This is a genomic window from Trinickia diaoshuihuensis, assembly GCF_003390925.1.
Taxonomy (GTDB): domain Bacteria; phylum Pseudomonadota; class Gammaproteobacteria; order Burkholderiales; family Burkholderiaceae; genus Trinickia; species Trinickia diaoshuihuensis.
The window spans coordinates 100,707-127,181 of the sequence record NZ_QUBS01000081.1 but is presented as its reverse complement, the minus strand read 5'-3'; the positions used below and the strand labels follow the sequence as shown (position 1 = coordinate 127,181).

At 64.3% G+C, this 26,475-nt stretch carries 23 protein-coding genes; 12 read left to right on the top strand and 11 right to left on the bottom strand.

From position 1 onward, the window contains the following. Positions 1–14: 14 nt before the first annotated feature. Positions 15–437 carry a hypothetical protein gene (locus DXT59_RS18850; protein WP_162878136.1) on the bottom strand — a complete coding sequence of 141 codons (423 nt, stop codon included), beginning with the start codon at positions 435–437 and terminating at the stop codon, positions 15–17. A gap of 110 nt (positions 438–547) precedes the next feature. On the opposite strand from DXT59_RS18850, the gene DXT59_RS18845 reads away from it, so the two are divergent. Both DXT59_RS18845 and DXT59_RS18840 read left to right on the top strand, forming a co-directional pair. Next, positions 548–835: a hypothetical protein gene (locus DXT59_RS18845; RefSeq protein WP_116138381.1), complete on the top strand. Its 288-nt coding sequence runs from the start codon at positions 548–550 to the stop codon at positions 833–835. A 206-nt stretch (positions 836–1,041) separates the two neighbouring features. Next, positions 1,042–3,162 (top strand): D-(-)-3-hydroxybutyrate oligomer hydrolase, encoded by a 2,121-nt coding sequence (locus tag DXT59_RS18840; RefSeq protein ID WP_116138380.1) that lies wholly within the window; start codon positions 1,042–1,044, stop codon positions 3,160–3,162. A 222-nt stretch (positions 3,163–3,384) separates the two neighbouring features. On the opposite strand, the gene DXT59_RS18835 is transcribed toward DXT59_RS18840, so the two are convergent. After that, complete coding sequence (locus DXT59_RS18835) at positions 3,385–4,371, bottom strand: alpha/beta fold hydrolase (protein WP_116138379.1); 987 nt, start codon at positions 4,369–4,371, stop codon at positions 3,385–3,387. A 127-nt stretch (positions 4,372–4,498) separates the two neighbouring features. On the opposite strand from DXT59_RS18835, the gene DXT59_RS18830 reads away from it, so the two are divergent. Together DXT59_RS18830 and pqqA are read left to right on the top strand one after the other, a co-directional pair. Next, positions 4,499–6,457 carry a sigma-54-dependent Fis family transcriptional regulator gene (locus DXT59_RS18830; protein WP_116138657.1) on the top strand — a complete coding sequence of 653 codons (1,959 nt, stop codon included), beginning with the start codon at positions 4,499–4,501 and terminating at the stop codon, positions 6,455–6,457. A gap of 239 nt (positions 6,458–6,696) precedes the next feature. After that, positions 6,697–6,771, top strand: coding sequence for a pyrroloquinoline quinone precursor peptide PqqA (pqqA, locus tag DXT59_RS18825; protein ID WP_116138656.1), 75 nt, complete (start codon positions 6,697–6,699; stop codon positions 6,769–6,771). A 55-nt stretch (positions 6,772–6,826) separates the two neighbouring features. Here the strand turns inward: pqqA and DXT59_RS18820 are convergent, their stop codons facing one another. Further along, on the bottom strand, positions 6,827–7,636 hold the full coding sequence (locus DXT59_RS18820) for a YkgJ family cysteine cluster protein (RefSeq protein WP_116138655.1): 810 nt from the start codon (positions 7,634–7,636) through the stop codon (positions 6,827–6,829). A 258-nt stretch (positions 7,637–7,894) separates the two neighbouring features. Here DXT59_RS18820 and DXT59_RS18815 point away from each other — a divergent pair, with 258 nt between their 5' ends. Next, positions 7,895–8,485 carry a BPSL1445 family SYLF domain-containing lipoprotein gene (locus DXT59_RS18815; protein WP_116138378.1) on the top strand — a complete coding sequence of 197 codons (591 nt, stop codon included), beginning with the start codon at positions 7,895–7,897 and terminating at the stop codon, positions 8,483–8,485. Between the two features lie 42 nt (positions 8,486–8,527). On the opposite strand, the gene DXT59_RS18810 is transcribed toward DXT59_RS18815, so the two are convergent. The 7 genes from DXT59_RS18810 to DXT59_RS18780 all read right to left on the bottom strand — a co-directional run bounded on the left by DXT59_RS18810 (position 8,528) and on the right by DXT59_RS18780 (position 16,179). After that, positions 8,528–9,235, bottom strand: a complete 708-nt coding sequence (locus tag DXT59_RS18810; RefSeq protein WP_116138377.1) for a hypothetical protein — start codon at positions 9,233–9,235, stop codon at positions 8,528–8,530. Continuing rightward, on the bottom strand, positions 9,232–9,846 hold the full coding sequence (locus DXT59_RS18805; RefSeq protein WP_116138376.1) for a hypothetical protein: 615 nt from the start codon (positions 9,844–9,846) through the stop codon (positions 9,232–9,234). Before DXT59_RS18805 ends, DXT59_RS18810 begins: the two co-directional genes overlap by 4 nt. Further along, positions 9,843–10,436 carry a PAAR domain-containing protein gene (locus tag DXT59_RS18800; RefSeq protein ID WP_116138375.1) on the bottom strand — a complete coding sequence of 198 codons (594 nt, stop codon included), beginning with the start codon at positions 10,434–10,436 and terminating at the stop codon, positions 9,843–9,845. Before DXT59_RS18800 ends, DXT59_RS18805 begins: the two co-directional genes overlap by 4 nt. Before the next feature lie 205 nt (positions 10,437–10,641). Beyond that, positions 10,642–11,775 (bottom strand): 3-deoxy-7-phosphoheptulonate synthase, encoded by a 1,134-nt coding sequence (locus DXT59_RS18795; protein WP_116138374.1) that lies wholly within the window; start codon positions 11,773–11,775, stop codon positions 10,642–10,644. A gap of 149 nt (positions 11,776–11,924) precedes the next feature. After that, on the bottom strand, positions 11,925–13,259 hold the full coding sequence (gene argG / locus DXT59_RS18790; protein WP_116138373.1) for an argininosuccinate synthase: 1,335 nt from the start codon (positions 13,257–13,259) through the stop codon (positions 11,925–11,927). 206 nt (positions 13,260–13,465) lie between these two features. After that, positions 13,466–15,151, bottom strand: a complete 1,686-nt coding sequence (locus tag DXT59_RS18785) for an FAD-dependent oxidoreductase (protein ID WP_116138372.1) — start codon at positions 15,149–15,151, stop codon at positions 13,466–13,468. A 59-nt stretch (positions 15,152–15,210) separates the two neighbouring features. Next, positions 15,211–16,179: a threo-3-hydroxy-L-aspartate ammonia-lyase gene (locus DXT59_RS18780; protein WP_116138371.1), complete on the bottom strand. Its 969-nt coding sequence runs from the start codon at positions 16,177–16,179 to the stop codon at positions 15,211–15,213. Positions 16,180–16,621: 442 nt separating this feature from the next. Here DXT59_RS18780 and DXT59_RS18775 point away from each other — a divergent pair, with 442 nt between their 5' ends. Together DXT59_RS18775 and DXT59_RS18770 are read left to right on the top strand one after the other, a co-directional pair. Beyond that, positions 16,622–16,993: a YciI family protein gene (locus DXT59_RS18775; RefSeq protein ID WP_116138370.1), complete on the top strand. Its 372-nt coding sequence runs from the start codon at positions 16,622–16,624 to the stop codon at positions 16,991–16,993. Further along, on the top strand, positions 16,990–18,294 hold the full coding sequence (locus DXT59_RS18770) for an RNA polymerase sigma factor (RefSeq protein ID WP_116138369.1): 1,305 nt from the start codon (positions 16,990–16,992) through the stop codon (positions 18,292–18,294). Before DXT59_RS18775 ends, DXT59_RS18770 begins: the two co-directional genes overlap by 4 nt. On the opposite strand, the gene DXT59_RS18765 is transcribed toward DXT59_RS18770, so the two are convergent. Further along, positions 18,248–19,276, bottom strand: a complete 1,029-nt coding sequence (locus DXT59_RS18765) for a MerR family transcriptional regulator (RefSeq protein ID WP_116138368.1) — start codon at positions 19,274–19,276, stop codon at positions 18,248–18,250. The two genes, DXT59_RS18770 and DXT59_RS18765, sit on opposite strands and share 47 nt — an antisense overlap. Positions 19,277–19,455: 179 nt before the next feature. On the opposite strand from DXT59_RS18765, the gene DXT59_RS18760 reads away from it, so the two are divergent. From DXT59_RS18760 to DXT59_RS18740, 5 genes are all read left to right on the top strand, one after another. Then, the gene (locus DXT59_RS18760; RefSeq protein WP_116138367.1) at positions 19,456–20,211 is read left to right on the top strand and encodes a DUF3348 domain-containing protein; all 756 of its coding nucleotides are present in this window, start codon (positions 19,456–19,458) and stop codon (positions 20,209–20,211) included. A gap of 10 nt (positions 20,212–20,221) precedes the next feature. After that, complete coding sequence (locus tag DXT59_RS18755; protein ID WP_116138366.1) at positions 20,222–22,318, top strand: DUF802 domain-containing protein; 2,097 nt, start codon at positions 20,222–20,224, stop codon at positions 22,316–22,318. Continuing rightward, the gene (locus DXT59_RS18750) at positions 22,315–22,962 is read left to right on the top strand and encodes an OmpA family protein (protein ID WP_116138365.1); all 648 of its coding nucleotides are present in this window, start codon (positions 22,315–22,317) and stop codon (positions 22,960–22,962) included. Before DXT59_RS18755 ends, DXT59_RS18750 begins: the two co-directional genes overlap by 4 nt. Beyond that, entirely contained in the window at positions 22,955–23,659 is a 705-nt protein-coding gene (locus tag DXT59_RS18745; RefSeq protein WP_116138364.1) for a DUF2894 domain-containing protein, read from the top strand. The genes DXT59_RS18750 and DXT59_RS18745 overlap by 8 nt, the downstream gene beginning before the upstream one ends. Positions 23,660–23,758: 99 nt before the next feature. Next, positions 23,759–26,344: a penicillin-binding protein 1A gene (locus tag DXT59_RS18740; protein WP_420823401.1), complete on the top strand. Its 2,586-nt coding sequence runs from the start codon at positions 23,759–23,761 to the stop codon at positions 26,342–26,344. The last annotated feature ends 131 nt before the right edge of the window (positions 26,345–26,475 follow it).

Genomic DNA, 26,475 nt, shown 5'->3' with positions numbered 1-26,475 from the left:
GCAGGTACGGCACGTTACCCCCTCGCTTCGCGCTTGTTGACCGCGGACAGCACATCGGCAACGCGCTCCGCACTGAACAGCAACGCATATTGACCGGCCTTGCGCACTAAATCCAAACGCTGCCTAGCCTCGGGCAGCGTCTCGATGTGATGCGGCCACTTCATTTCGATGGCCACCGCAACGGGAATCGCAAGCGTGAACGGCACCGCGCCGAAAAAAACGTTCAGGTCCGCATCGCTGTTCGCCAGTTGATCGCGGCTCATTGCCCGCACGAGCACGGTCACGCGCGCGGCCGCGCGCTCGAAATCGGGCCATGCCCATCCGGCCACCGGGGCTGCGGCATGCGCGTCATCGATCCGCTTGGCGACGATGCCGCCGAGCGGCGACGTCAGCAAGTCGATCAAATCAGTCCTCGGCGCACCAAGTCCACGGGCCATTCGTGTTACGATCCGTTATTCGTTATTGCGTATGCTACATGTTATACGGAATTAATGTCAAACTTCGGCTCGTATGTCCGAGCCGCCGCTTTGGTTAGGAGGTCATAGAGATGCAAGATCGCGGAGATGCGCAGCCAGGGAAGCGCCCGGATCATTCGGGCACCGCGGCACGAGCCGACGTTTTGGAAACGACGGCCGAACTCGTGAGCCATGGAGTCGAAATCGCTTCGGCCCCATCGCACGCGACCTCCATGAGCGGTATCGAATTGCTCGTCGAGCTCGCAAAACTTGCCGATCAGGTCCTTGCTTCGCGCGTACCGGCCCAAAGCAGCCATCATGCGGAACCGGTCGATCCGCGACGGTGTGTCGATCCCCGCAAACGGATTTTGCCGCGCTAGCCGCGGCGCCCCCCGTCACCGGCACGCGATAAAACGGAAAGGTGCCGCTTGCTGGCGGCGCGAAGTTTCCGCACAATGCGTGATCGACCGGCGGCGTAAATAAGAATGCAATACGCAAAATCCGCCGCTCGATGTCATGGCAGTGTCACGCAGGGTCTTCGCATCGAAAACAGCGCAATCGCGCCAAGCCAAGCTAGGAGACGCGGATGAAAGCCATTGCTCTTGCAGCTCGAAGTGCAGCCTTAGTCACGGGCACCGCCATCGCGGGCGCCTTCCTCTTTTCCACGGCACATGCCGACGATAGCCGCGGCGCGCCGCCGGGCCTGCACCACCTGCCGTGGTTCGTCGTTCCCGGTAGCCTCCGAACTACGACATACGACGGCGTCAGCGACGATCTGCTGACCGCGGGCCTCGGCAAAACGGGACTGCAAGGCGCGGCCCCGGCAATCGCCAATCCCGCCAGCCCAACCGCGGCCGAATTACGCCGTCTCGCCATTTGGTCGAACTATCGCGCGCTCGTGGATATGTCACCGGCCGGTGGATACGGCCGGCTCTGGGGACCGAACGTCGATCTCGACGGCAACGACACACTCGGCGAAGGCAAGATCCCAGGTACCGAGTACCTCGCCTACGCGGACAACGGCGGCGGCAAGCAAAACGTCACCTTGATGGTGCAAGTGCCCGCGCGTTTCGATCCGAACAATCCGTGTATCGTCACCGCCACCTCGTCCGGTTCGCGCGGCGTGTACGGCGCTATTTCGGCAGCCGGCGAATGGGGGCTAAAACGCGGGTGTGCCGTGGCGTACAACGATAAAGGCACGGGCAACGGCGCGCAGGAATTGATGACCGGCACCGTCACGCTGATGGACGGGCGCCTGGCCGATTCCGCCACCGCGGGGCACGACAGCCTGTTCACCGTCAATGCAAGCGCCGCCGAGATCGCGCGTTACGACGCCAAGTATCCGTACCGATATGCGTTCAAGCACGCGCATTCGCAGCAGAACCCCGAGCAAGATTGGGGCAAAGACACGCTCGAAGCCGTTCAATTCGCGTATTGGGTCTTGAATCATCAATTCGGCCAGAGTATCGGCGGCCGGCATCACCGCGTACGATACGAACCCGGCACCATCACGACGATCGCCGCTTCGGTCAGCAACGGCGGCGGCGCGTCGCTCCAAGCAGCCGAACAAGACACCCGCGGATGGATCACGGCGGTCGTGGTCGGCGAACCGCAAGTGAACGTGCGTATGCCGCACCGCGCGCGGGTGCTCGAGAGCGGACAGCCGATCGAGCAAGCGGGCAAGCCGCTTGCCGATTACGTCACGCTGGCGAATTTGCTGCAACCGTGCGCCGCCCTCGCGCAAGCGGCCGCCGGGGCGCCGTACTTGACGGCGCTGCCCCTCGCGCAAACCACGGCGATCCGGCAAGCCCGGTGCGCATCGCTTGCAGCGGCCGGTTACGTTGCGGGCGGCGATTGGCAAGCACAAGCCGACGACGCGCTCAAGCAATTGCATGCGGCCGGATACGAAGCCGATTCCGACCTACTGCAAGCGCCCATGTGGGATTCCCAAGCCGTGCCGGCCGTCGCGGTTACTTATGCCAATGCCTACACGCGATCGAGCGTGCTCGACAATCTGTGCGGCTTCAGCTTCGGCACGACCAACGCGGCAACCGGCGCGGCGGGCGTGCCGCCGAGCGTGCCTCCCATGCCCACGGTGTTCGGCGTCGGCAACGGCGTGCCGCCGACAGGCGGTATCAATCTCGTCAATAACGACGGCGTAAGCGGCGCCGCCGATCATCGCTTCGCCACGCCCGATGCAAGCTTCGCCGGAGCCGTCTGCATGCGGCGCCTGTGGACGGCGCACGACCCGCGGATGACGGCCAGCGTACGCGCGATTCGGGTCGAGGCCGACTTGCACGGCAAACCGGCCATCCTCGTACAAGGCCGCAGCGACGCGCTCGTGCCGATCAACCATGCTTCGCGTGCCTACCTCGCCGCGAACAGCGAGCGAGAGGGGGCAAGCAGTCAGGTAGCGTTGTACGAAGTCACGAACGGCCAGCACTTCGATGCGTTCTTGCCGTTTCCAGGCTTCGATACGCGGTTCATCCCGGTCCACTACTACTATTTGCAAGCGCTCGACCTGATGTGGCATCACTTGAAGGACGGCACCGCTCTGCCGCCGTCGCAAGTCATCCGCACCATCCCGCGCGGCGGTACGCCCGGGGCCGCACCCGCGCTGACCACCGCGAATCTGCCCGCGATCGCGCCGAATCCAGGCAGCAATGCGATCGACGTCAACGCAGGCATCGTCAACGTACCGCGCTGACACGCGCGCGTGGCACCGGGTTCGCGATTCGGCGGCATCGACCACCGAATCGCGATCTCGTCGTGCATTAGCCCCTTGGCCGCACGATCGGGCGGGCGCGTTTGGCAGTATTTGATACCGACGCGCGTGCCGTCCTCCCTCGCCGGCTGCCTCCCACTGCATCCGCCAGCAGCCGCACTTTAAATTGCTACAGTAAGTCCAAGCACCTTCGCCGATTAGCGCTTAGGGCGTACGGACGAACATCGTCTCGATTTCTCGCGCCAGCGCGGCAGCCAATGCCGGTTCGCTGCCGAGATGTCCCGCGCGCACGCGCATCGCTCGGATACCCGGCACGGCCCGCGCGAGCCGATCTAGCGCCTCGATCGGACAGACCGGATCGAGCGTGCCGTGCACGGCCGCGATCGGTACGCCGCTGAGCGAGGCGCGACGCGCGTGCCGCATCAGCCGCGGCTCGCCGAGCCAACAATGATGCGTCAGATAGTGAGCTTGAATATGGTACTTTCGGATCAGCCTTTGTTCGGCCGGCCGCGACAGGCGAGCTCGACTCGCGCGACGGCGCGCCGCGGCGGAGCCGAGCACGGCGTCCTCGTATCGATTCCACGAGAGCGCGACATCGCGCCGGCGATCGAAAGGGCTGCGCGTGTCCAATGCCTTCGCGCAACAGCGCAGCAGTTGCAGCGGGTCCGCGCATCGCGCCGCCCGGCACAACGCACGCCATGGGCGCGGCGCGCGCTTGCGCGATTCGACCAGAAAGCCGCGCACTTGCCGAGCCGAAGTCAGGAACGTTCCGCGCAGAACGACGCCGGTGACGCGTTCGGGATGCGTACCCGCGTAGGCCAGCGCGAGCGCGGCACCCCAGGAACCGCCGACCACGCCCCAGCGCTCATAGCCCAAATACCGGCGAACCGCCTCCATGTCCGCGATCAACCGATCGGTCCGGTTCTGACGCACGCTGCCGCCCGGCGCCGATGCCCCCGTGCCGCGTTGATCGACCAACACCACACACAGGCGAGCCAAATCGACGAGGCGCAGCACGCTCGGCTGACTGCCGCTACCGGGCCCGCCGTGGAGCACGACGACCGGCTCGCCGCCGGCCGCGCCGGCCACCGTGCATGCGATGCGGTAGCCATCGCGCCGCAAGGCGATTCGGGTGACCTGCACGGTTTCGGTAGGCGTCAACCGTAAAGAGGCTGATTTGATCGCTGTCATTAAAGCTGCGCCATCAAGGAAAGGAAGATCATTGGGCTCATCGCGAACGGCGCATGCGGCGCCGCCCGGCAAGACGATAACAGTTTGACGTGAGCCGAGCATGCACGGCACCCCGGACCCGGACCCGATGGCGGTCCCCAACGATGAAATGGAAACCGGCGGCCGGATGCGCCGCGTCCGCTCGGCGCACGAGCGATCGAGACGCTTCGGGCTTCAGAGCTTCACGCGTCCGGATTACGACCTCGTATCGGAGGCCGAACTCGCCCGCAAACTCGAAGAGAACCGGATCTGGACGGCGCAAGCATTGCCGCTCGTGGAGACGCTGCACAAGCAAATCGCCGATAGCCAAAGTATCGTCGTGCTAGCCGATGCGCAGGGTCTGGTCTTGCACTCGACCGGCGATGACGGTTTCCTTGCTCGAGCGGAGAAAGTCGCCTTGCGTCCGGGCGCGAACTGGGCTGAAAGCCATCAAGGTACGAATGCGATCGGCACGGCCCTCGTCGAGCGCAGCGCGGGCACCATATGCGGCGATCAGCACTATCTTGCCGCCCATCGCTTCATGACATGTTCGAGCGCGCCGATTTTCGATGCGTATGGTGCGATCGTCGGGGTCCTCGACGTGACGGGCGACTGCCGCGGCTACCATCGGCATACGCTGGCGCTCGTCGAAATGTCGGTGCGCATGATCGAGGAGCGCCTCTTCGCCGACGCGTTTCGCGATCGTTTACAGGTTGCCTTTCACCCGCGGCCCGAGTCGCTCGGCACCTTGCACGAAGGCATCGCCGCATTTACGTTCGACGGCACCTTCCTGTCCGCCAACCGAAACGCCCGGTCGTTACTCAATTTGTCACTCGATGCGCCCCACACCCATACGCTCAGCTCGCTGCTCGGCGTGACATTGGGGCAGTTATTGGACAAGACGCGCGCGGGCGTGGAAGGCCGCGTGAGACTCACGCCGCGCAATGGCGGTGTCGTGTTCGCGCGAATTAGCTCGCCGCGAAATGCAACGGCGGCAAACGAACAACAAGCAGCGCGTCCCCCTGCTTTCGTCGCGAGCACCGGCGCCGTACTGCCCGCAGGCGGGACGGCGAACGCTCCGCGGTTGTCCGATCTCGATACGGGAGACGCACGGATGTCGATGGTCATAGCGAAGGTACGGCGTGTCATCGGCAAAAACATCCCCGTGCTCATCACGGGGGAGACGGGCACCGGCAAAGAGCTGCTCGCGCAGGCGCTCCATAACGAATCGCCGAGGCGGCACGCCCCGTTCGTCGCCGTCAATTGCGCCTCGATCCCGGAAACGCTGATCGAATCGGAGCTTTTCGGCTACGAGGAAGGGGCCTTCACGGGGGCACGCCGCAAGGGCTCGGCGGGCAAGTTGATACAGGCGAACGGCGGCACGCTGTTTCTCGACGAGATAGGCGACATGCCTTATCCGCTGCAAATGCGGCTGCTGCGCGTATTGCAAGAGCGTGTCGTCAATCCGCTCGGCTCGGCGAAGTCGGTATCCGTCGATATCGCCGTGGTCTGCGCCACGCATCGCGGCCTGCGCGAGATGATCGATCGAAACCTCTTCCGCCAAGATCTCTACTACCGTTTAAACGGGCTCGTCGTAAAGCTGCCGCCGCTGCGCGAACGGACGGACCTAGCGGTGATCGTCGAGCGGGTATTGGAGAACGAATCGCTGGCGGGCGACAGGGGCCAGCGCTTGAGCCTATCGCCCGATGTCATGCAGCTATTCGAGCAATGCTCATGGCCGGGTAACGTGCGCCAACTAGACAACCTGCTGCGAACGGCGGCCGTCATGGTCGATCCAGATGGATTGATCCGGCGGCATCACTTGCCCGACGATTTCTTCGAAGATCTAGCCGCGCGGCACAGCACATCGATACACGGTCCTGAGCCGGCCCAGAGCGGATCGAAACTGCAAGAGGTGGCGGTCTCCACGATCGCTGCCGCGCTGGCGCTGCATGACGGCAACGTCTCGGCCGCGGCACGGGCGCTCGGCGTGTCCCGCACGACCATTTACAGGAAACTGCCGCGGCCCGAAGCAAGGCAGCCGCTCGAGCCCGATGACGATCGATAGCCGCGATGTGCCTTCGCTCGCGCGTTGCACACCGGCACATGAACACTGACCCAATCTGTAACAGAGCCGTACCGATCGGGAACACCCGACGAAGCCCGGCGCCTGCGCACCGCATGCGCCCGCCGCTCGCAACGGCGGATTGGCGCTTCGGTCTACCGTGACCGGCATAGCCTTTGCTTTATTCATCACACCACGCAGCCGCGTGGCGAATGATCTCTTAACGACTCAAGGAGTGCATCATGCAATGGACCACCCCCGCTTATACCGACATGCGCCTGGGCTTCGAAATCACGCTATATATCGCTAATCGTTAAAGCACGCTATCGGCGAAAAAGCGGCGGCCATAGCAAATCGATGATGCGCCGCCGCTTATGGCAATGGCACGGAATCGCGGAGCGGCAAATACCCGAACGGTACATTCGGCTGCACGCCGGCCCGTTCGCCATGGGCACCGACAGCGGCTAGCGCCGCGAGACTCGCGTCTCGATTCGAGACCAATCGCCAATCGCCATCCTCTCGGTCGCCTTCAACCGGCGCGGTACGCGTCATCAACCGCTCCTTTGCGCGCCGCAAAGCCTCCCGCAATACGCTTCGATCAAGCTCGTACACCACAAACCCTTCGTTGGAGATCGCGGCGCGATCGATACCCAGCGCCCGACATAAGAGAGCCTTCACGGGGACTTCGCTCGCATCGGTCTGTCGCGATCGTTCGACGAGTTCGATCGTGCGGGCATCGACGAGCCGCCCCGCTCGAAGCAGCGCAGATGAGCCCGTGGCCCAGGCCTCGGGAGGACATGCCTTATGGCGCGAATCGAATGCCACCGACGGATTGATCTCCGCGGGGTAAATGCGGCACACGAGCGGGCGCTCCTCGTAGATACCGCATCGCTTATCGAGTTGCAGGTTCGGACAGGGCCCGGCGAACGCGGCCGCCAGAATCACGTCCACTCGCACGGGCAGCTCGCCGCTCGATGCGGCGAACGATCGGCGACGCTTATGTGCCGCCCCGACGTTCTCAGGCGGCGGCTCGGCAAACCAAGGTATCGCCTCGCACAAGAGCTGCACGGCGCCGCCGCGCGCGAGCCAGTCGATCGCCTCGCCGACGGTGAGCGGCAACCGCAAATCGTGGCAGCACTTCGCACACTGCGTGCACGCGAAATCGACATCCGTACCGTTCATTGTCGTCATCCTACCGGCGGTCGGCGCCGGCAAGCTTCAGATCGTAGCCGATCACCGGAGATGATGCCTTAAGCACCGCTTAACGATGCTACGACGCCCGTCCAGCGCGACCGTCCCGCGGAACGGGGATCGACGTGACGCGCCGGTACCCTCGATAGACCGGAACTCAAGCCGCATCCCGCTTGTCTCTGCCTTAGGCTCGCGGCGCATGCGGCGCCGCACCGCCGCGACCGATTTGTTCGCTTGTCAGGAGAATCCATGCAACGCCGTCGCTTCATCGCAATGACCGGGGCCATGCTCGCATCGAGCGGCCTCTCGCTAACCGGATGCACCACCACGGGCCCTTCCGGATCGGGTTCCCCCGCCGCGAACGCGGGACGGCGTGCAACGATCGATGCGGACGTCGATGCGACGCTCACCCGCCTCTACTCGACCGTGAACGGCTCGCGCGAGCTCGTCGGCAATGCCCGCGGCGTACTCGTGTTTCCATCCGTCATTTCGGCCGGTTTTTGGATCGGCGGCCAGTACGGCCAAGGTTCGCTGCGTGTCGGCGGACAAACGACCGGGTACTACAGCGTCGCGGCGGCCTCGTTCGGATTGCAGATCGGCGCGCAGTCGAAAGCGATCGTCATGCTGTTCATGACGCAAGAGGCGCTCGATAAATTCACGGGCAGCCAAGGGTGGGCGGCCGGTGTCGACGCGACGGTCGCGGTGGTGCGCGTGGGCGCGAACGGCAATATGGATACGTCCACGGCCACGAGTCCCGTCGAAGCGTTCGTCCTGACCAATGCAGGTCTAATGGCCGGCGTCTCGCTCGAAGGCACCAAGATCTCCCGGCTCATTATTTGATGGCTGGTTCTGCCAGGTGCGCCTAGGCACCTGGGTGGCCACTTAGTCATTGTCCTGAACCGAAAATTGAAACGGTATCTCTGGATGCGCAAATTTAAGCCGTAGTTGTTTGGGAGCCGGAACCGAAGCAAAGCGCTGATGCTCGAACGTGTAGTACGACACCAACAAGCCGATGCGGGATTCCTGCGCATCATCGAACAGATAGCTGTTTTTTGGAAAGACAAACTTACCATCCTTCGTCGCCACTATGGCCCGACATGACGAAAGTAAGCTTGGCAGGTGCAGTAACGTCGGATTGCGAGCTAGAGGGTCCAATAAAAGGAATATCTGCTTATGACGGTCAGCTTCACCTGAACCACTCCCATCGCCCTCCACACACATAGCGGACGGACGATTACTCGTTCCCGCCGCGAGAAATACCTTCGTGCCGGCAGGATAGACGTCTACTGCATGCTCGTCCGGAAACATCGTTGCGCGCGTAAAGCGGTAGGTTTTGCCGTTGACCGTTATGCGATTCTCGGCAACATCGATCAATACAGCCTTGCCGTCGAGAACGGATCGCAGATGCGTGTAAATACCCTGCTCGCCGGGGTGCGAATAGACGCTGCCAGCCACTTGCGCGACCGGGGCGCCAAACACCGCACCCGGCTGGGCGGCGTAAAACTCATCGTAGCTGTCGTAGGGCTGGGCGGCATGTGCACCGGCCGACAGGGCGGCCAAAGCCGCCATCAGTATCACTCCCGATTTCATCGGTATGACTTTCCTCCGCTAGCTTTCAGGTAGTCCGGGTTGTGCTGCCAAAATACAGTGCTGCCGTGAGCTGCCGTCGAAACCCATACCGAATCGTAACGGCCGCGTTCGACACCATCGACGATTTTCCCGGTCTTCTTGTTACGGACCTTCCATCGTACGATGACTTCGCGCCGTTGCTCTTGCACGTCGAAAATGTTGTCAGATGCTGAGCCCCATTTGAACCCATCGCGCACCTTGGGATGGTTCGCATAGTTGGTTTGAAAGTCGAGCCCGTCCCACCAAAACGCTCCGTTCGACGGATCTGGCCCATCGTTGGCCAATGCTTTTTGAGCCCAATAGACAGCCAGCTTCATCCCCGGATTCAGTTCAATTTCACTGTCGGGGGTACGCATCAATTTGTTAAATCTGGCGTTGGAGCCATCCCATGCATATGAATAGTTCGGGTCTGCCGTGCGCAACTCCGATACTGTCTTGCCGTCCCATGCTCGACACCGATTGGCTACGGCAAACGCGATGCCCCCGATTTCCTGTGGGTCGTTAGCCGTGGAAGCTTCCCCATAAGCGATCGCGGCCAGCAATCGCGCGTCCTTGCCGATTATGTCGCTCATCGCACATCCCCTTGACACCATGCCACGAATGTCAGATTCGGATGCTCGTTGAAAGAGAACGCGGGCGTTTGCCCGCCGGCTAGCGTCGAATCGCGCACGAGAGATTGACCATTGCTCGTTAGCTTATAGGTCATTCCTTCGATCGGGGCCCCGGTCTTCCCGTCAACCATCTCGAAATAGTGTTCGAGTTCTTCTTGCGATTCGGCGAGCGTTGCCGACGCGAGGGCATTCGATGCAAAGGAACAGGCCGTGCTGCTGGTGCTCGCGTCCATGTACTCACAACAACGGGCGTAAACCGACATGATGCGAGGGGGCTGTTCGCATTTGCAGAGCACGATATCCCCACCGACGGCTTCCATGGCATTCAGGCGTCCGTCCCAGCCACGCAGATAATCCGATATGCCCGAACCCGCCGCGATAACGCCCACCGACTGACAGACCGCGCACCACGCCTTCTGGCCCAAGTGTGTTTGCCCGCGCGAGCACCCGTCCGGGCCTTCGATGGTCGAGTGGCGCGCACCCTCCATCACATGACTGTCGCCTCCGTTGTCGAGCGGATCGCCTTCCACGACTGCGTAATAGACCGCCATAAATCAAGATTCCTGTTCGAATGGGAAACCGTTACGCTACATCCGAACCGACAGCCCGATTTATCAGATTTGTCTCAGAATGCCCATCCGACGGCACATCGTCGATCTGCTTGATTTGATGGTTTGATGGACATTGGTTGCCGAGTCGACTCGAGGGACTTGCTGAAGAGCGCCTTGATTTCGCGCCGGCTTGGCATTGAATCGATCAATTCGCGCGCGCAACTACGCCGCGGCGGCGGCGCACCGCCTCGGCCAGCACTTCGAGCACCGGTTCCGTTTGCGCCCAACTCAAACACGCGTCGGTAATCGAAACGCCATAGCGCAGCGGCACGCCGGGCTTTAGATCTTGCCTGCCCGCTTCGAGGTGGCTCTCCACCATCACGCCGATGATGCGCCGTTCGCCGTCGGCAAGCTGCTGTGCGATGTCGTTCGCGACATCGATCTGCCTTTCATGCGACTTGCCCGAATTCGCGTGCGAGCAGTCGATCATGACTTGCTCACGCAAGCCCGCCGACTTAAGCACGGCGCAGCATTGCTCGACGCTTTGCGCGTCGTAGTTCGGGCCGTTCTTGCCACCGCGCAAAATCACATGGGCGTCTTGATTGCCGCGCGTTTCGAAGATCGCGGCCATGCCCATCTTCGTCATGCCCATGAACGCATGACTTGCCCGGGCCGCAACGATGGCGTCGGCGGCGATCTGCGCGCGGCCGTCCGTACCGTTCTTGAAGCCGACCGGACAACTGAGTCCCGATGCGAGCTGGCGGTGGCTCTGGCTCTCGGTCGTACGCGCGCCGATCGCCCCCCACGCGATGAGGTCCGCGATGTACTGCGGACCGAGCAAGTCGAGAAACTCGGTGGCGGCCGGCAATCCCAAGCCGTTGATATCGAGCAGCAAGCGCCGCGCGGCGCGCAGCCCCTCGTTGATTCTGAAGCTGCCGTCGAGCCGAGGGTCGTTGATGTAGCCTTTCCAACCCACGGTCGTCCGCGGCTTTTCGAAGTACACCCGCATGACGATCAGCAAATCGTCGCGCAATTCGTCGGCAACGGCCTTGAGCCGGTGCGCGTACTCGAGCGCCTGGTCGTGATCGTGAATCGAACAGGGACCGACAACGGCCACGAGACGATCGTCGCGGCCATGCAAGATATGACCGATATCGATACGTGCGCGCTCCACGAGCGACTGCACCTCGGGCTCGACAGGCAATTCGTCTTGCAGCAAGGCCGGCGAAATGAGCGGACGCACGGCGCCGATGCGAACGTCGTCGATGCGCGTGGTGTCCTGCGTGGCGTCGGCAACGCCGACTTCTCGATCATGGGTGGGGTTGTCGATGCTTCTCATAGCCGTTGCTCCGGGCCGCGTGGGAAGCCTCGATTATGGCACTTGCGGCGCCGCCGCAAACGGCCGGCATCGCAACCAGTCAGCGTCGCATGCATGCGGCGCATGACCGCACGGGCCGCGCGAACGCGCGGCCCGGCTGCGAAGGAACGTTACTTGTCCTCGCCCTTGATCTGCGGCAGCGCCGACGCCTCGCCCGGCGTGAGCAGGCCCACTTGCGAATAGATACGCAGCTTCTCGCGCGTGTCGGTGATGTCGAGATTGCGCATCGTCAGTTGGCCGATACGATCGCGCGGCGAGAATGTCGATTGCACCTTCTCCATCGAAAGGCGCTCGGGCTGATAGGTCAGGTTCGGCGACTTCGTGCTGAGAATCGAATAGTCGTTGCCGCGACGCAGCTCGAGCGTCACCTCGCCGGTGATCGCGCGCGCCACCCAGCGTTGCGCCGTTTCGCGCAGCATGATGGCTTGCGGATCGAACCACCGGCCCTGATACAGCAAGCGGCCCAGGCGGCGGCCGTTGTCGCGGTACTGCTCGATCGTGTCTTCGTTGTGAATACCCGTGACGAGGCGCTCGTAAGCGATGAACAGCAGTGCAAGCCCCGGAGCTTCGTAGATGCCGCGGCTCTTCGCCTCGATGATCCGGTTTTCGATTTGATCGCTCATGCCGAGGCCGTGACGGCCGCCGATCCGATTGGCTTCGAGCATCAGCTCGACGGCGTCGGCATACTCCACGCCGTTCAGCGCGGTGGGACGCCCTTCCTCGAAGCGGATCGTGACTTCTTCCTTGGCGACCTGCACGTCGTCGCGCCAAAATGCGACACCCATGATCGGGTTGACGATCTTGATACCCGACTCGAGGCTTTCGAGGTCTTTCGCTTCGTGCGTGGCGCCAAGCAGGTTCGAATCGGTGGAGTACGCCTTCTCGGCCGACATCTTGTACGCGAAGCCCGATTGGCGCATGAACTCCGACATTTCGGCACGGCCGCCTAGTTCGTCGATGAACTGCTGGTCGAGCCAGGGCTTGTAGATCTTCAAGCTCGGGTTGACGAGCAGGCCGTAACGGTAAAAGCGCTCGATGTCGTTACCCTTGTACGTGCTGCCGTCGCCCCAGATGTTGACGCCGTCTTCCTTCATCGCCGCGACGAGCATCGTGCCCGTGACCGCCCGGCCGAGCGGCGTCGTATTGAAGTACGTAATGCCCGCCGTCGAAACGTGGAACGCACCGCATTGCAGCGCGGCGATCCCTTCGGCCACGAGCTGCGCGCGGCAATCGATCAGTCGCGCGCCGGCTGCGCCGTACTCGAGCGCGCGGCGGGGGATCGAATCGTAGTCGTCTTCGTCCGGTTGGCCGAGATTGGCCGTGTAGGCGTACGGGACGGCGCCCTTCAGTTTCATCCAGTGCAGCGCGGCGCTCGTGTCGAGGCCGCCGGAAAAGGCGATGCCGACCTTCTGGCCAGTCGGGAGGCTTTCAAGAATAGTGCTCATGAAGGAAACCGTTCAATCGAGGATAGAGGGTAAATCGAACTAACCGGCCGTCAGGAATCCGCGCCACTCCGGCAGGGGCGCAGGCGACGCGCAAAGCGCTATTGTAGCCCGTGCGCGGCTGCCCGCCGGATTTGGCACGGCTCGCCCCGGCGATCCACGCCCGGCGCGTGGCGGCCGCGCCTGCGCGGCAAGAACACCGCAGCCGATCAAGGCGCGTCGCGCAGATAGGCGTGAATTTGACTGACCACGGCGGCGCCGTCGCCCACGGCCGAGGCGACTCGCTTCGTCGATTGCGCGCGCACGTCGCCGATCGCGAACATGCCGGGGATGCTCGTCTCGAGCGGATAGGCGGTACGGTTGCCGTCGCCGGTAAAACCGGTCGACACAAAACCGTTGCGATCGCGTTCAACGCCGCTTTGCGCGAGCCAATCGGTTTTCGGATCGGCGCCGACGAACAAGAACAGGTGCCGCGAGGCGATCGTTTCCGCTTCACCGTCGTGGTCGATCACGACTCGAGCCAGACCGGCTTCGTCACCCTCGAGCGCTTTGAGGGTGCAGCCCGTGCACACGGAAACGTTGGGCAAAGCCGCGATGCGATCGATAAGGTACTTGGACATGCTCGATTCGAGCGAGCGGCCGCGGATCAGCACGCGAATGCTGCGCGCAAAATTCGCCAGGAAGACCACCGCTTGGCCCGCCGAATTGCCGCCGCCGATCAACACGATGTCGTGGCCGCGGGTCAGCTTGGCTTCGATCGGCGACGCCCAATAATAGATTCCACGCCCCTCGAACCGGTCGAGGCTCGCAACGGCGGGCTTGCGATAGGCGGCGCCGCTCGCCACGACGACAGTGCGGGCGCCGATCGTTTGACCGTCTTCGAGCGAGATAACGAAACGGCTGTCTTTGCGCGCCACGTCGACCACGCGGCTGGGAATCGCGAGATGCGCTCCGAACTTCAACGCTTGCTGATAGGCTCTGGCCGCGAGCGCCTGTCCGGAAATTCCAGTCGGGAAGCCGAGATAGTTTTCGATTCGCGCGCTCGCGCCGGCTTGCCCGCCCGGCGCGCGTTGATCGAACACGGCGACGGACAAACCCTCGGTGGCCGCGTAAACCGCGGCGGCGAGCCCCGCGGGGCCCGCGCCGACGATCGCAACATCGTAGACGCACGCCGATTCGAACGACGGCACGAGCCCGAGGCAGGTCGCCAAGCGCACTTCGTCGGGCGCGCGCAGCACCGAGCCATCGGGACAAAAAACGAGCGGGAAATCGCCGGCCTCGAACGTCAGGTCCCCCAGCAGCGCGACGGCCTCCTCGTCGTGACGCGCATCGAGCACCGTGGACGGATGCCCGTTGCGCCGCAAGAAACCTTGCAGTGCGACCACGCGCCCATCGGACCCGTCGCCGACGATAATCGGCCCGAGCCCTCGCTCGATGAGCCCGAGCCGCCGCAGGATCAGCGCGCGCATGATGTGCTCGCCCAATTGCGCGTCGGCGACGATCAACGCGCGCAACTTCTCGGGCTCGACGAGCAATGTCTCGCAATCGGTCTCGGCGACGCCGTCGACGAGCGCCGGCCTGCCCGAGAGCTGAGCCATTTCCGCCATGAAGCTGCCCGGCTCGTGCTCGGCGATACGCGTCCGATTGCCGGCCCGATCGCGCGAGCAGATCCGCACCCGCCCGCTCAGTAGAACGAATAAGCCCAGTGCGACGTGTCCCGTTTCGAAGACGAAGTCGCCGGCCTTGAACGACATCGGCCTCGCAAACCGCCGCAAGCTCGCGATTTCGGCCGCGGTCAGCTTGGGAAATAGCTGATGCTGCCGGTGCTCGAGCGACGAATAAGGGATTTCTTCCTCGGGCGCCGCCGGATCGGCGACGAATGTTGGGCTGTTCATGGTGCACCCTCTGACTTGACGTTGCTCGAGCGCTCGCCGCTCGTCGGCTCGTTACCTCGTTACACGGCCGCCAGTGCGCAGAACCGCTCGAGATCGATATTGCCGCCGCTGACGATGACCCCCACCCGCTTACCTTTCAACGATTGCTTCATATTGAGCGCGCCGGCGAGCCCGAGGCAGCCCGTCGGCTCGACGATCGTCTTCATCCGCGTGGCGAAGAACTTCATCGCGCTCACGAGATCCGCGTCGGATGCGGTGAGAACGTCGTTCACGTCGCGTTTGATGATCGCGAACGTGTAGTTGCCCAGGTGCTGCGTCTGCGCGCCGTCGGCAATCGTCTTCGGCGTGTCGATATGGACGATGCTGCCGCTGCGAAACGAGCGCTGACCGTCGTTGCCGGCCTCCGGTTCGACGCCGTACAAGACGCAGCGGGGCGCGAGTGCTCGCGTGGACAGCGCGGTTCCGGAGAGCAATCCGCCGCCGCCGAGCGGTACGAACAGATAATCGAGCTCGCCCACTTCCTCGAACAGCTCTTTGGCGGCCGTGCCTTGCCCCGCGAGTACGTCCGGGTGATCGTACGGCGGGATCAGCGTGAGGCCGTGTTCGCCGGCGAGACGGCGCCCGATCGCTTCGCGGTCTTCCGTGTAGCGGTCATAGACGACCACCTCGGCGCCGTAGCCCTTGGTGGCCTCGACCTTGGCCGCGGGCGCGTCGTGCGGCATGACGATCGTGGCGGGAATGCCTAGGATTTTCGCGGACAGGGCGATCCCTTGCGCGTGGTTGCCCGACGAGAATGCCACGACACCCGCCTTGCGCTGCTCCGGCGAAAACTTCGACAACGCGTTGAACGCGCCGCGGAACTTGAAGGCTCCCATGCGCTGAAAGTTCTCGGATTTGATGAACAGCTCCGCACCGGCCAGCTCGTTCAGCGTGCGCGAGGTCAGCACGGGCGTGCGATTGGCCACGCCCGCGATACGCGCGGCGGCCGCCTCGACGTCGGCATAGGTAGGAAGTTCGAAGGAAGTCATGGAAGAGTCGCGAGTCAGGGGGTTGTCCGCCGGCGCACGGCGTCGCCGGAAACGTCGATTCTGCTGCTTTCGGCGCCCGCGAGCAACAGCGCCGCGCCGCGCTTGCCGCCGGCGCGGTCAATCGATCGCACGCGAGGAATAACCGGCCGATTATCTGCCTCAATATTTAGTCAAATGAATAATGCGCATGGTGACAGATAAAAATAACCAATGCATAAGCCCGCAAAATCATTTCAATGAATGATTTATGTCAGAAGCTGATCGAACCGCTGTCGTCCCAGACGGCGACGCGGACTTGGAGCCGCGCGCGCCACCGTCTATAACGAGCGGAGGTAAGCCGTCAACGCTTGAACCCCGCCTGTCCCTTCGGTTGCAGCTCGAGCGTCATTGTCATAGCGGACGATCTGATCGGAACCGCTTTCCACCCATGACGGAGGCTCGAATGCAATATTTACTGCTCATTTACTCGTCGGAGAGCGCCACGCAGCAGTTGGACGAGGCCGAGCGGCAAGAACGAATCGCGGTCTATCGCGCCTATACCGAATCGTTGCGCAAGGCCGACGTCGTCCTCGGCTCGAACCGGCTTCAGTACACCAGCGCGGCGACGACCGTGCGGCTCATCGACGGCAAGCCGCAGGTATTGGACGGACCGTACAGCGATTCGAAAGAGCAGCTCGCCGGCTACTATCTGATCGACGTGCCGAACCTCGACGCCGCCATCGCTTGGGCGTCCCGTTGCCCCGGTGCGAGCTACGGCGTCATGGAAGTGCGTCCCGTCTGGGCGCCTCCCTACGACAATCCCGCCTCCGTATGAACGCGCCCGGCTGCGCGCCCGACGCGGACTACGACGCCCGCGCGGTCGCCGACGCCGTCGTGCGCCGCAGCTACGGCAAGCTCGTCGCGCTCCTGGCGATGCGCACGCGCGACGTGGCCGCGGCGGAGGACGTCTTGGCCGATGCGTTGTCGGCCGCGCTCATCGATTGGCCCAAGCACGGATGCCCGGCCAACCCCGAAGCCTGGCTGATGACGGTCGCGCGGCGCCGCGCGATCGATCGCGCCCGCCACCGGCGCATCGGCGACGCGCTCGTGCACGAGTTTGCGCTGATTGCGGACGAAATCGACGACCATGACCCGAGCGCCCTGCCCGATCGCCGCCTGGCGCTGCTGTTCGCCTGCACGCACCCGGCGCTCGACGCCGCCATCCGCACGCCGCTGATGCTGCAAGTGGTGCTGGGGCTCGATGCCAAGGCGATCGCATCCGCGTTCTTGACGTCGCCCGCCGCGATGAACAAGCGGCTCGCACGGGCCAAGGCGAAGATACGCGATGCGGGCATCCCGTTCAGCGTGCCCGCGCGCGAAGAATTGCCCGAGAGGCTCGGAGCGGTGCTGGAAGCGGTCTACGCCGTCTACGCGCAGGGATGGACCGACACCGCCGGCGGCGACGCCGCGCGGCACGATCTGGCCGGCGAAGCACTATTTCTTGCGCAATTGCTCGTCGAGTTGCTGCCTGACGAACCCGAAGCGCTCGGCTTGTTGGCCTTGATCCTCTATACGCAGGCTCGAGCGGGCGCGCGGCGCAATGCGGCGGGCGAATACGTGCCGCTCTCCGCGCAGAACCCCGCCGAATGGAATGCATCGATGATCGACGCGGCCGAAGCCCTGCTTTTGCGGGCGAGCGCCCGCCGTGCGATCGGACGCTTTCAACTGGAGGCGGCGCTGCAATCGGCGCATATCCACCGTTGCCGCACGCGCCGGCCGAATTGGGACGAGGTGGTCGAGCTTTACGATGCGCTGCTGGCGATCGCGGCCTCTCCCGTCGTAGCGGTCAACCGCGCGTCGGCCTTGGCAGAGCGCGACGGCCCGCAAGCCGGGCTCGACGCGCTCGCGCCCTATGCCGGCGATGCGCGTCTCGCCCAATACCAGCCCTATTGGGCGACGCGCGCGGAGTTGCTCGCGCGCGCCGGGGCGAAGGGCGCCGCGCTAGAGTCGTACGATCTCGCGATCGGCCTGGCGCCCGACCCCGCCGTGCGCGCATTCCTGCAACGCAAGCGGGCCGCGGCGGCGGTCGTCAGCGCGATGGCGTCACATGTTGCATCGCCTGGCGAACGAACGTGACCAGCGTGTCGTCAACCAACGTTCCGGCACGCAGCCCGGGTTCGTTTTGGAGGGCGGTGCGAAACTTCGCATGGGTCTCGGGATCGTCGCCCGCGTAGCTTCGAAAGAGATCGAGCCAGCGCCGGGCAAGCGCGGCGCCTTCCGGCGAATCCGGAGCCAACCCAGCCTCGATCGCATCGCGAACGTCGGCCATCAACTGCGGCCACTCCATCGCCCGTTTTCCGTAATTGGCTCGCATGAAGCGGATTTCGTCGGGCGACAGATATTTTTCATAGATCAACATCTTCGTTTCGGAAAACGCCCGCAAGACGTAATCGCGTAGCGCCGTCGAGATTCCGATATGCGCCTGCATCGACGGCTCGCACTCATGCATCCGATTTAGCTTCGCGAATAGACGCGGATCGCCGTTCGTGTCGCGCACGAGCATCGTCATCCACCGCACCGCGAGTTCGCGCGGCTTTTCGGCTTCCGGCGGCGTGCCGGCTTCCATCAAGGCGCGCACCTCGTCGATCAGTTCGCTCCATTGGGCTTGCATCGCCTGACTGTCGTAGTACATCGGCAAGCGGGCCAATTCATCCTTCGAAAAATATTTGTCGTACATCGTCATCAACTCCAACGTTGAGAGCCAATCGGCCAGTTCCGGCTCCTGCCCATCCAGCAGCGTGTCGCGCAATTGCACGAGATGCGCGCGCAGGCGTGCGGCGTGTTCGATCTGATCGTCGAGCATGGCGATCTGCCGTTCCACGATGGAGGCGAGCGGAGCGTTCGGCTGGGCGAAATAAGCGCCGATCTCGGCCAGCGAGAGCCCGAAGCGACGGAGCGCCTGTATTTGATGCAGCCGGGCGACGTCGCTCCGGTCATATAGCCGGTAGCCGTTATCGGCGCGCGCGGAAGGCGTGAGAAGACCGATTTCGTCGTAGTGATGCAACGTCCGGATCGTCAATCCGCTACGCTTGGCCAGTTCTCCCACTTTCAACAACATCCGAGCCTCCCTTTTTTAGTGCGCACGTTGGAGGCTAAGACCTTACGCTACGTGAGGGTCAAGGGGAATGGGCGCGTGCGGCGCGGTCGAGCCCCGACCGCCGCGCCCCGCGTTTTAATGGGGCATGGACCGCCCCACCCCCGGGGCGTGTAAACTGCTGCCTTTTTTGCGTTACGGCAATGGTGCATGCTCCCGGGCGCGGGCTCCTCAAAGGCCCGGCGCTCATTCGCTTACTCGCCCGTCTGACGGACGCCGGCTTTCCGGAATCCGAGCAGCCGCTCGCCGATCGGCTGGGCCAATGGCTCGGCTGGACCGATGCCATCGCGTTGTCCTCGGCGCTGGGCGCCAAGCCGCCTTGCGCCCCGGCGCAAGGGCCCACAGCCGATCGGGCGGAAGACGCGCTTTGCATGCGCGTGCGCACGTCGCTGACGGACGCCATCAACCGCGACGCCACGCTCGCGCCGCAACGGGCCGGCGGCCGGGCGCGTCATCGACGAGACCCGGCGCCGGCCGATATCGCGCCCGAGTATGCGGCGTTTAGGCAAGCCTATCTGGCCTTGCAGGAGCGCATGGACAGCGCGATCGGCAATCTGCGCACGGTCCTGCGAGGCATGCTGGCGAGCCGGACGCCGGAATTGTCGCGGCTCGCGTCGGTGGACGCCGTGATGGAGCGCGTACTCGGCGTACGTGAGCACAATGCGCTAGCCGCCGTCCCCGGCTTGCTGGCCGCGCATTTCGAGCGCCTGCGCGACGCCGAATTGGCCGCGAGCGAGAGCGGAAACGGATCCGCCGAAGTAGCGGATGCCGAGTCGCCGCTCAAGGATGGCCCGTGGCTCGACGCATTCCGTCAGGACATGCGCAGCGTGCTCATCGCCGAACTCGAGATTCGTTTTCAACCGGTCGAAGGGCTGCGCTCCGCCCTTCGCGCCTGCTAACCGGGACCTTATGTCCAGATATCGCCTCGATCTTGTCGTCTTTCTCGCCGGGCTCGCCGCCGTCTGCTGGATCGCCGCGGGCTACGCCGGCTCGAACCCGCTTGCGCTCGCGGTCACGTTGCTGATTGGCGTTTGCTATGTCGCCGGCGCACTCGAACTGCGCCGCTTCCATCAACGCACGGCGAGTCTCGCGCGTGCCGTCGCCGAGCTGACCGCGCCGCCCGCGAGCCTCGATGCGTGGCTGGAACGTCTCGACCCCACGCTGCGCGGCACGGTCCGCTCGCGCGTGGAAGGCGAGCGCGCCGCCTTGCCTGGACCGTCGCTGACGCCTTATTTAGTCGGCCTGCTCGTCCTGCTCGGGATGCTCGGTACCTTGCTCGGCATGGTGACGACGCTGCGCGGCACCGGCGCCGCGCTCGACAGCGCGACCGATCTCGCCGCGATTCGCGCCTCGCTCGCCGCGCCGATCAAAGGTCTGAGCTTTGCATTCGGCACCTCCATCGCGGGCGTCGCGACCTCCGCGATGCTCGGTCTACTCTCGGCCCTGTGCCGGCATGAACGGATAGAAGCCGCGCGCGGGCTCGACGAACGGATTGCGACGACGCTACGACCCTACTCCTCGACTTGGCGCCGCGAGGAAAGCTTCAGACTGATGCAGCGCCAAGCCGATACGATGCCGGTGCTCGTGGATCGTCTGCAAACGATGATGACCACGATCGAGCGGCAGAGCATGGCGTTGCACGAACATCAACTCGCGAACCAGCAGGCGCTGCATGCCAGCATCGAAGCAGCCTATGCGGGGCTTGCATCGTCCGTCGGGCGCTCGCTGCGCGACAGCGCGGCCGAGAGCGCGCGCGGCGCGAGCGCGGCGATCGCACCGGTCGTGCAAGCGACGATGGCTGGGCTCTCGCGCGAAATGACGACGCTCGGCGCGACCGTCACCGAGGCGGTCCAGCGGCAACTCGATGCGCTGTCCGACGGCGTCGCCACGACCACCTCGACGGTGACGAAGCTTCACACCGAAGCGATCGAGCAACAGCAACGCTCCGGCGAGGCGCTCGTCGATCATCTACGTGGCGCGCTCGAGGGTTTCGCGCACACGTTCGACGAGCGGTTCTCGAGCTTGCTGGACGGCGTTTCCGCCCGCATCGACGCGGGCGCGGATCACTTGACGACCGCCTGGGAAGCCGCGCTGACGAAGCAAGCACGCGCGAGCGAGACGCAGGCGGCCCATCACGAGCAGGCGCTTGCCGCCTCGATCGCCGCCTTCGAGCAGCATGCCGCCACGCTGGTCCAGACGCTCGCCGAATCTCATGCGCAACTGCAACAGCAGTTGGCCGCGCGTGACGAGACGCGACTCCAAGCCTGGGCGGACAAGCTCGATGCGATGGCGACCTCGCTCGGCGAAACATGGCGCCTGAGCAGCGCGCAGACCGCAAGCGGCCAGCAAGCGATTTGCGACACGCTCGCTCGCACCGCCGCCGACATCTCGGCGCAAACGCAAGCGCGCGCAGCCGAGACCATCGCCGAAATCGAACGGCTCGTGCAAGCGGCATCGGAAGCGCCGCGCGCGGCGGCGGAAGTCGTCGCGCAACTGCGCGAGAAGCTCTCCGACAGCATGGTGCGCGATACCGCCATGCTGGAGGAACGCGCGCGTCTGCTCGATACGCTCGGTACGCTGCTGAACGCGGTCAACCATGCTTCCAACGAGCAGCGCAACGCGATCGACGGACTCGTCTCGACGTCGGCCGATCTGCTCGCGCGCGTGGGTACGCAGTTCTCCGACACCATTGCAGCGCAAGCCGGCAATCTCGGCTCCGTGGCGGCGCAGGTGACGGGCAGCGCCGTGGAAATCGCGAGCCTGACCGATGCGTTCGGCGCGGCCGTCCAGGAATTCGGCGCATCGAACGAACGGCTCGTCGCGCACTTGCAGCGGATCGAATCGGCGCTCGATCGATCGCTCACGCGCAGCGACGAACAACTCGCCTACTACGTGGCGCAAGCCCGCGAGGTGATCGACCTGAGCATGTTGTCGCAAAAGCACATCGTCGAGGACCTGCAGCAGCTTGCCGCGCAGCGCGCATCGAACGGAGCCGAGGCGGCATGAACGAGGAGATCGACGGCGGCGTCGAGCCGTCCGCGCCGGTCTGGGCTGCGTTCGCCGATTTGATGTCGGTACTCGTCGGCGCGTTCGTCCTGATCCTCGTCGGCGTCATCGGTTTACAGCTCGAGCTTTCGGCGCGGCTCGAAGACCAGGTGAAGCAGCGCCAAGTCGAGGCGCAGCGACGCAAGACGCTCGAGCAGGCGCTGGCGGGGCCGCTCGCGGCCGGCCGCGTCACGCTCGTGAACGGACGCATCGGCATCAGCGGCAGCTTGCTCTTTGCGTTGAATTCGGATCAGTTGCAACCGCAAGGCCGCGATCTGCTGAGGTCGCTCGCCGGGCCGTTGAGGGTCTACTTGCAATCGCACGAAGAGATCTTGATGGTCAGCGGGTTTGCCGACGACCAGCAGGTCCGAGCCGGCAACCGCCGTTTCGCCGACAACTGGGAGCTTTCCGCCCAGCGTGCGCTGACCGTCACGCGTGCCTTGATCGATGCGGGCGTGCCCGCGTCATCGGTGTTCGCGGCGGCATTCGGGTCACAACAGCCCGTGAGTTCGAATGCGGACGACGCCGGCCGCGCAAAGAACCGCCGCGTCGAGATCGCCCCCGTGCCGAAACGCTCGAACGCGACAGCCCAGCCGCATGAGTAGCGAGATCGACAGCACGGACGGTATCGGCGGCGTGGGCGCGGTGCTCGACGAATGGCGCGCACGCGGCGCCGACCGCGTGAACGCCACGCGCTTTCGCTTCATCGAGGCGCTCGCGCGGCGCGCGCAACGATACGACGGCGACGTGAGGCGTGTGTTGGATGCGCGGCTGGTGGCCCTGATCGCCGATTACGCCCGCGAGTTCGAACGCGCGGCGACCGAGGCCACGCCAACGACCAAAGCCACGGATACGTCAAGCACGTCGCGCCCCGGTAGCGCCCTCGCCGAATTGACCGGCATACTCGTCGCGAGCCGCACAACCACCGCCATACAAGACGAAGCCTCGCCCGACGCCGGCGCCCTACCGGGGCATCGACTCGACCGCTCGCCGGAGTTGCCCGTGCTCGATTATTTCCGCGAGACATGGTCGAAGTTCAGCGCCGAAAAACAGCTCCGGCAGTCGCTCGAGAAGGTGCCGGAGAACGCGGGCCCGCTCAACACCAGTCATCTCGTGCATCGATCGCTGTCCCTGATGCGCGAGGTTTCACCCGGCTACTTGCAACACTTCCTTTCGTATATCGAAGCGTTGTCATGGATCGAGCAGATGTCCGGTCCGGTGCCCCGCGCGGCCGCGGCAACCGCCGCGCCGGCCCCGGGCGCCCACGCCGGAAAGAAGCCGGCGCGCGGCAAAGCACGCTGACGTTCGCGCCGGGGCGGGCCGTTGCCGGAGTGCGACAGCCTGTTTGATACCATGCAGCGTTTTCAGAACAGGCTCACGGTTTTCGTGGCGCACCGATTGATGACGACCGTACGTGATTTCCTGACGAGGTGGGCTGGCCGCGTAGGCCGGGCAGCCGCGATGTGCTGGCATGTCGCCTTGGCGCTGCTCGATTTGACGGCCCAATCGATCCGCTCATTGCTGTCCGCCGTCTGGTATCACGTGCGGCATCCGACCCGGCGCGGCGTGCTGCTTACGCTCGCTACGCCGCCCGCGCTCGTTTTGCTGTACGTGCTCGCATTGGTCCCGTTCACGCCGAGCATCAGCGACATCCGCAAGGCGCGCGTCGATCGGCCCGCGCAAATTCTGTCGGCCGACGGCAAATTGCTTGCCGAATTCAAGCCGTCGAACCGCGAATGGGTTTCGCTGAAGGACATCTCGCCGCACATGGTGGATGCGTTGATCTCGACCGAGGATCATCGCTTCTATGAGCACCACGGAATCGACTGGAAGCGGACCGTGTCCGCCGCGCTGCATACGTTCGGCGGCAGCCGCCAAGGCGGTTCGACGATCACGCAGCAACTCGCGCGCAACCTCTATCCCGACGAAGTGGGCCGCGCCCCCACCCTCACACGCAAGATCAAGGAAGCGATCACCGCCGAAAAGATCGAGATGGCCTACAGCAAGGACCAGATCCTCGAGACGTATCTGAATACGGTGCCGTTCCTCTATAACGCGTACGGCGTCGAGATGGCCGCGCGCACCTACTTCGGCAAATCGGCCGATGAATTGGACATCCTCGAAGCCGCGACGCTGACGGGCATGCTCAAGGGCAACAGTTACTACAACCCGGTGATCAACCCCGAGCGCGCGCTGCAACGGCGCAATACGGTGCTCGGGCAGATGGTCAAGTACGGCCGTCTTTCGCCGGCCGCGTATGCGAAGCTGAAGGTCAAACCGCTGACGGTCGATTTCGAGCGTCAGATCGAACCGCCGGGGCCGGCACCGCACTTTGCGCAGCAGTTGCGCAAATGGTTGATCGGCTGGGCCGATGCGAACGGCTACAACATCTACTCCGACGGGTTGACCGTGCATACGACGATCGATTCGAGGCTGCAAGCGATGGCCACGGCGGCGGTCGCGCTGCAAGCGAATCAGTTGCAGTCGATCGCGAACGGGCAATGGAGCGGACGCGCGGGCTGTTCGCCGTCGAACGACCTGTTCAAGACGTTCATGCGCGAATCGGCCGAATACCGCAGCGCGCGCGACGAAGGCCAGACCGACGACGCGGCGCTCAAGCAGCTTATTGCCGACCGAGCGTTCATGCGCAAGCTCTGTCACGACAAAACGCAGGTGCAAGCGGGCTTCCTTGCAATCGATCCTCGCAACGGACAGATCAAGGCCTGGGTGGGCAGCCGCAATTTCGCCGACGAGCCGTTCGATCACGTTCAGCAATCGCGTCGTCAGCCGGGCTCGACGTTCAAGCCTTTCGTGTACGGGGCGGCATTCGCGGCCGGCGTGAAGGCGACGGATACGTTCATCGATCAGCCCGTCGAAATTCCGCTGAAGGGCGGTGAGATTTGGCGCCCGACCGACGACGTCCCGCCGAGCGGTAAGCCGATGACGCTGCGCGACGCGCTCGCGTACTCGCGCAACCGCATTACCGCCCAGTTGATCGAGCAAGTCGGCGCGGAGCGCGTGGCGCGTTTGGCGCGCGCGATGGGCGTGCGCGACAGCGAGTTGCAGCCGGTGCCCTCGCTTGCGCTTGGGACGAGCCCGGTGACGGTCAAGGAGATGGTGTCGGCGTATGCGACGATCGCGAACGACGGCGCCTACCTCGAACCGCGCATGGTCACGAGCATCGACGACCGCGAGGGGCACGAACTCGCGCGGTTCGAACCGGCTTCACCGGAACAGGCGTTGCCCGTGGCGGCCGACCGCACCTTGCTCGATGTCATGCGCGAGGTCGTCAATCGCGGTACCGGTGCGGGCATCCGCTCGCGTTTCGGGATTCGCGCGGACGTGGCGGGCAAGACGGGTACGACTCAGGACGACACCGATGGATGGTTCATCCTGATGCACGCGCAACTCGTGGCGGGCGCCTGGGTCGGCTTCGACGACGGGCGTATCGCGCTCGGCAATTACTGGGGCGAAGGTGCGCATAGCGCATTGCCCATCGTCGGCGATTTTTATCAGCGTGCGCTGCGAGCGCGGCTGATCGATTCGCGCGTGCGGTTCGACACCGAGGTGCAGCCGAGCACGTTCGATGTGTTCCGCGACAAGCTGCGCGCTTGGATGGCGTGGTTCTCGGGCGGCAAGCAGCAGGCGCCGGCGGTTTCGGGGCCGGTTCACCGTGCTCCGGCGCCGGCTTTGCCTGCGTCGCCGGCGGAACCCGTATCCGCGCCGGCGTCGGCGGCCGAACCGGCTTCGAGCGGGTTGGTGCCGCCGGCGTCGCAGCCGTTGCCGGCGTCCGAACCGCCGCTGATTGGCGTTCCGGCTAGCGCGACGGCGCCGCAATTGGCGCCGACGATCCTACCGCCGGAGTCCGGCGCGCCACGCGGGAACAGTGGTTTCCCACCGGCGGGCGCGGGCTCGTCGCCGACGCCAACGCCGGACGTGCCGGATATGGCACCGTCGGGTGGAGAGGGGGGAGCGTCCGGGCAGTGAAACTGAAATGCCGCTTTCAAGGTGCCCCGCGACCGAGCAATGTCACCGTTCGATGTGCAACATACATCAAGGATGTAGAATAAACATCTTGATGATCGAATGACATCAGTGTACGGTACACAACCTCGATG

Coding starts and splice junctions, on each gene's coding strand:
- DXT59_RS18850 (WP_162878136.1), bottom strand. CDS start 437: ATGGCCCGTGGACTTGGTGCGCCGAGGACTGATTTGATCGACTTGCTG.
- DXT59_RS18845 (WP_116138381.1), top strand. CDS start 548: ATGCAAGATCGCGGAGATGCGCAGCCAGGGAAGCGCCCGGATCATTCG.
- DXT59_RS18840 (WP_116138380.1), top strand. CDS start 1,042: ATGAAAGCCATTGCTCTTGCAGCTCGAAGTGCAGCCTTAGTCACGGGC.
- DXT59_RS18835 (WP_116138379.1), bottom strand. CDS start 4,371: ATGACAGCGATCAAATCAGCCTCTTTACGGTTGACGCCTACCGAAACC.
- DXT59_RS18830 (WP_116138657.1), top strand. CDS start 4,499: ATGGCGGTCCCCAACGATGAAATGGAAACCGGCGGCCGGATGCGCCGC.
- DXT59_RS18820 (WP_116138655.1), bottom strand. CDS start 7,636: ATGAACGGTACGGATGTCGATTTCGCGTGCACGCAGTGTGCGAAGTGC.
- DXT59_RS18815 (WP_116138378.1), top strand. CDS start 7,895: ATGCAACGCCGTCGCTTCATCGCAATGACCGGGGCCATGCTCGCATCG.
- DXT59_RS18810 (WP_116138377.1), bottom strand. CDS start 9,235: ATGAAATCGGGAGTGATACTGATGGCGGCTTTGGCCGCCCTGTCGGCC.
- DXT59_RS18805 (WP_116138376.1), bottom strand. CDS start 9,846: ATGAGCGACATAATCGGCAAGGACGCGCGATTGCTGGCCGCGATCGCT.
- DXT59_RS18800 (WP_116138375.1), bottom strand. CDS start 10,436: ATGGCGGTCTATTACGCAGTCGTGGAAGGCGATCCGCTCGACAACGGA.
- DXT59_RS18795 (WP_116138374.1), bottom strand. CDS start 11,775: ATGAGAAGCATCGACAACCCCACCCATGATCGAGAAGTCGGCGTTGCC.
- argG (WP_116138373.1), bottom strand. CDS start 13,259: ATGAGCACTATTCTTGAAAGCCTCCCGACTGGCCAGAAGGTCGGCATC.
- DXT59_RS18785 (WP_116138372.1), bottom strand. CDS start 15,151: ATGAACAGCCCAACATTCGTCGCCGATCCGGCGGCGCCCGAGGAAGAA.
- DXT59_RS18780 (WP_116138371.1), bottom strand. CDS start 16,179: ATGACTTCCTTCGAACTTCCTACCTATGCCGACGTCGAGGCGGCCGCC.
- DXT59_RS18775 (WP_116138370.1), top strand. CDS start 16,622: ATGCAATATTTACTGCTCATTTACTCGTCGGAGAGCGCCACGCAGCAG.
- DXT59_RS18770 (WP_116138369.1), top strand. CDS start 16,990: ATGAACGCGCCCGGCTGCGCGCCCGACGCGGACTACGACGCCCGCGCG.
- DXT59_RS18765 (WP_116138368.1), bottom strand. CDS start 19,276: ATGTTGTTGAAAGTGGGAGAACTGGCCAAGCGTAGCGGATTGACGATC.
- DXT59_RS18760 (WP_116138367.1), top strand. CDS start 19,456: ATGGTGCATGCTCCCGGGCGCGGGCTCCTCAAAGGCCCGGCGCTCATT.
- DXT59_RS18755 (WP_116138366.1), top strand. CDS start 20,222: ATGTCCAGATATCGCCTCGATCTTGTCGTCTTTCTCGCCGGGCTCGCC.
- DXT59_RS18750 (WP_116138365.1), top strand. CDS start 22,315: ATGAACGAGGAGATCGACGGCGGCGTCGAGCCGTCCGCGCCGGTCTGG.
- DXT59_RS18745 (WP_116138364.1), top strand. CDS start 22,955: ATGAGTAGCGAGATCGACAGCACGGACGGTATCGGCGGCGTGGGCGCG.
- DXT59_RS18740 (WP_420823401.1), top strand. CDS start 23,759: ATGACGACCGTACGTGATTTCCTGACGAGGTGGGCTGGCCGCGTAGGC.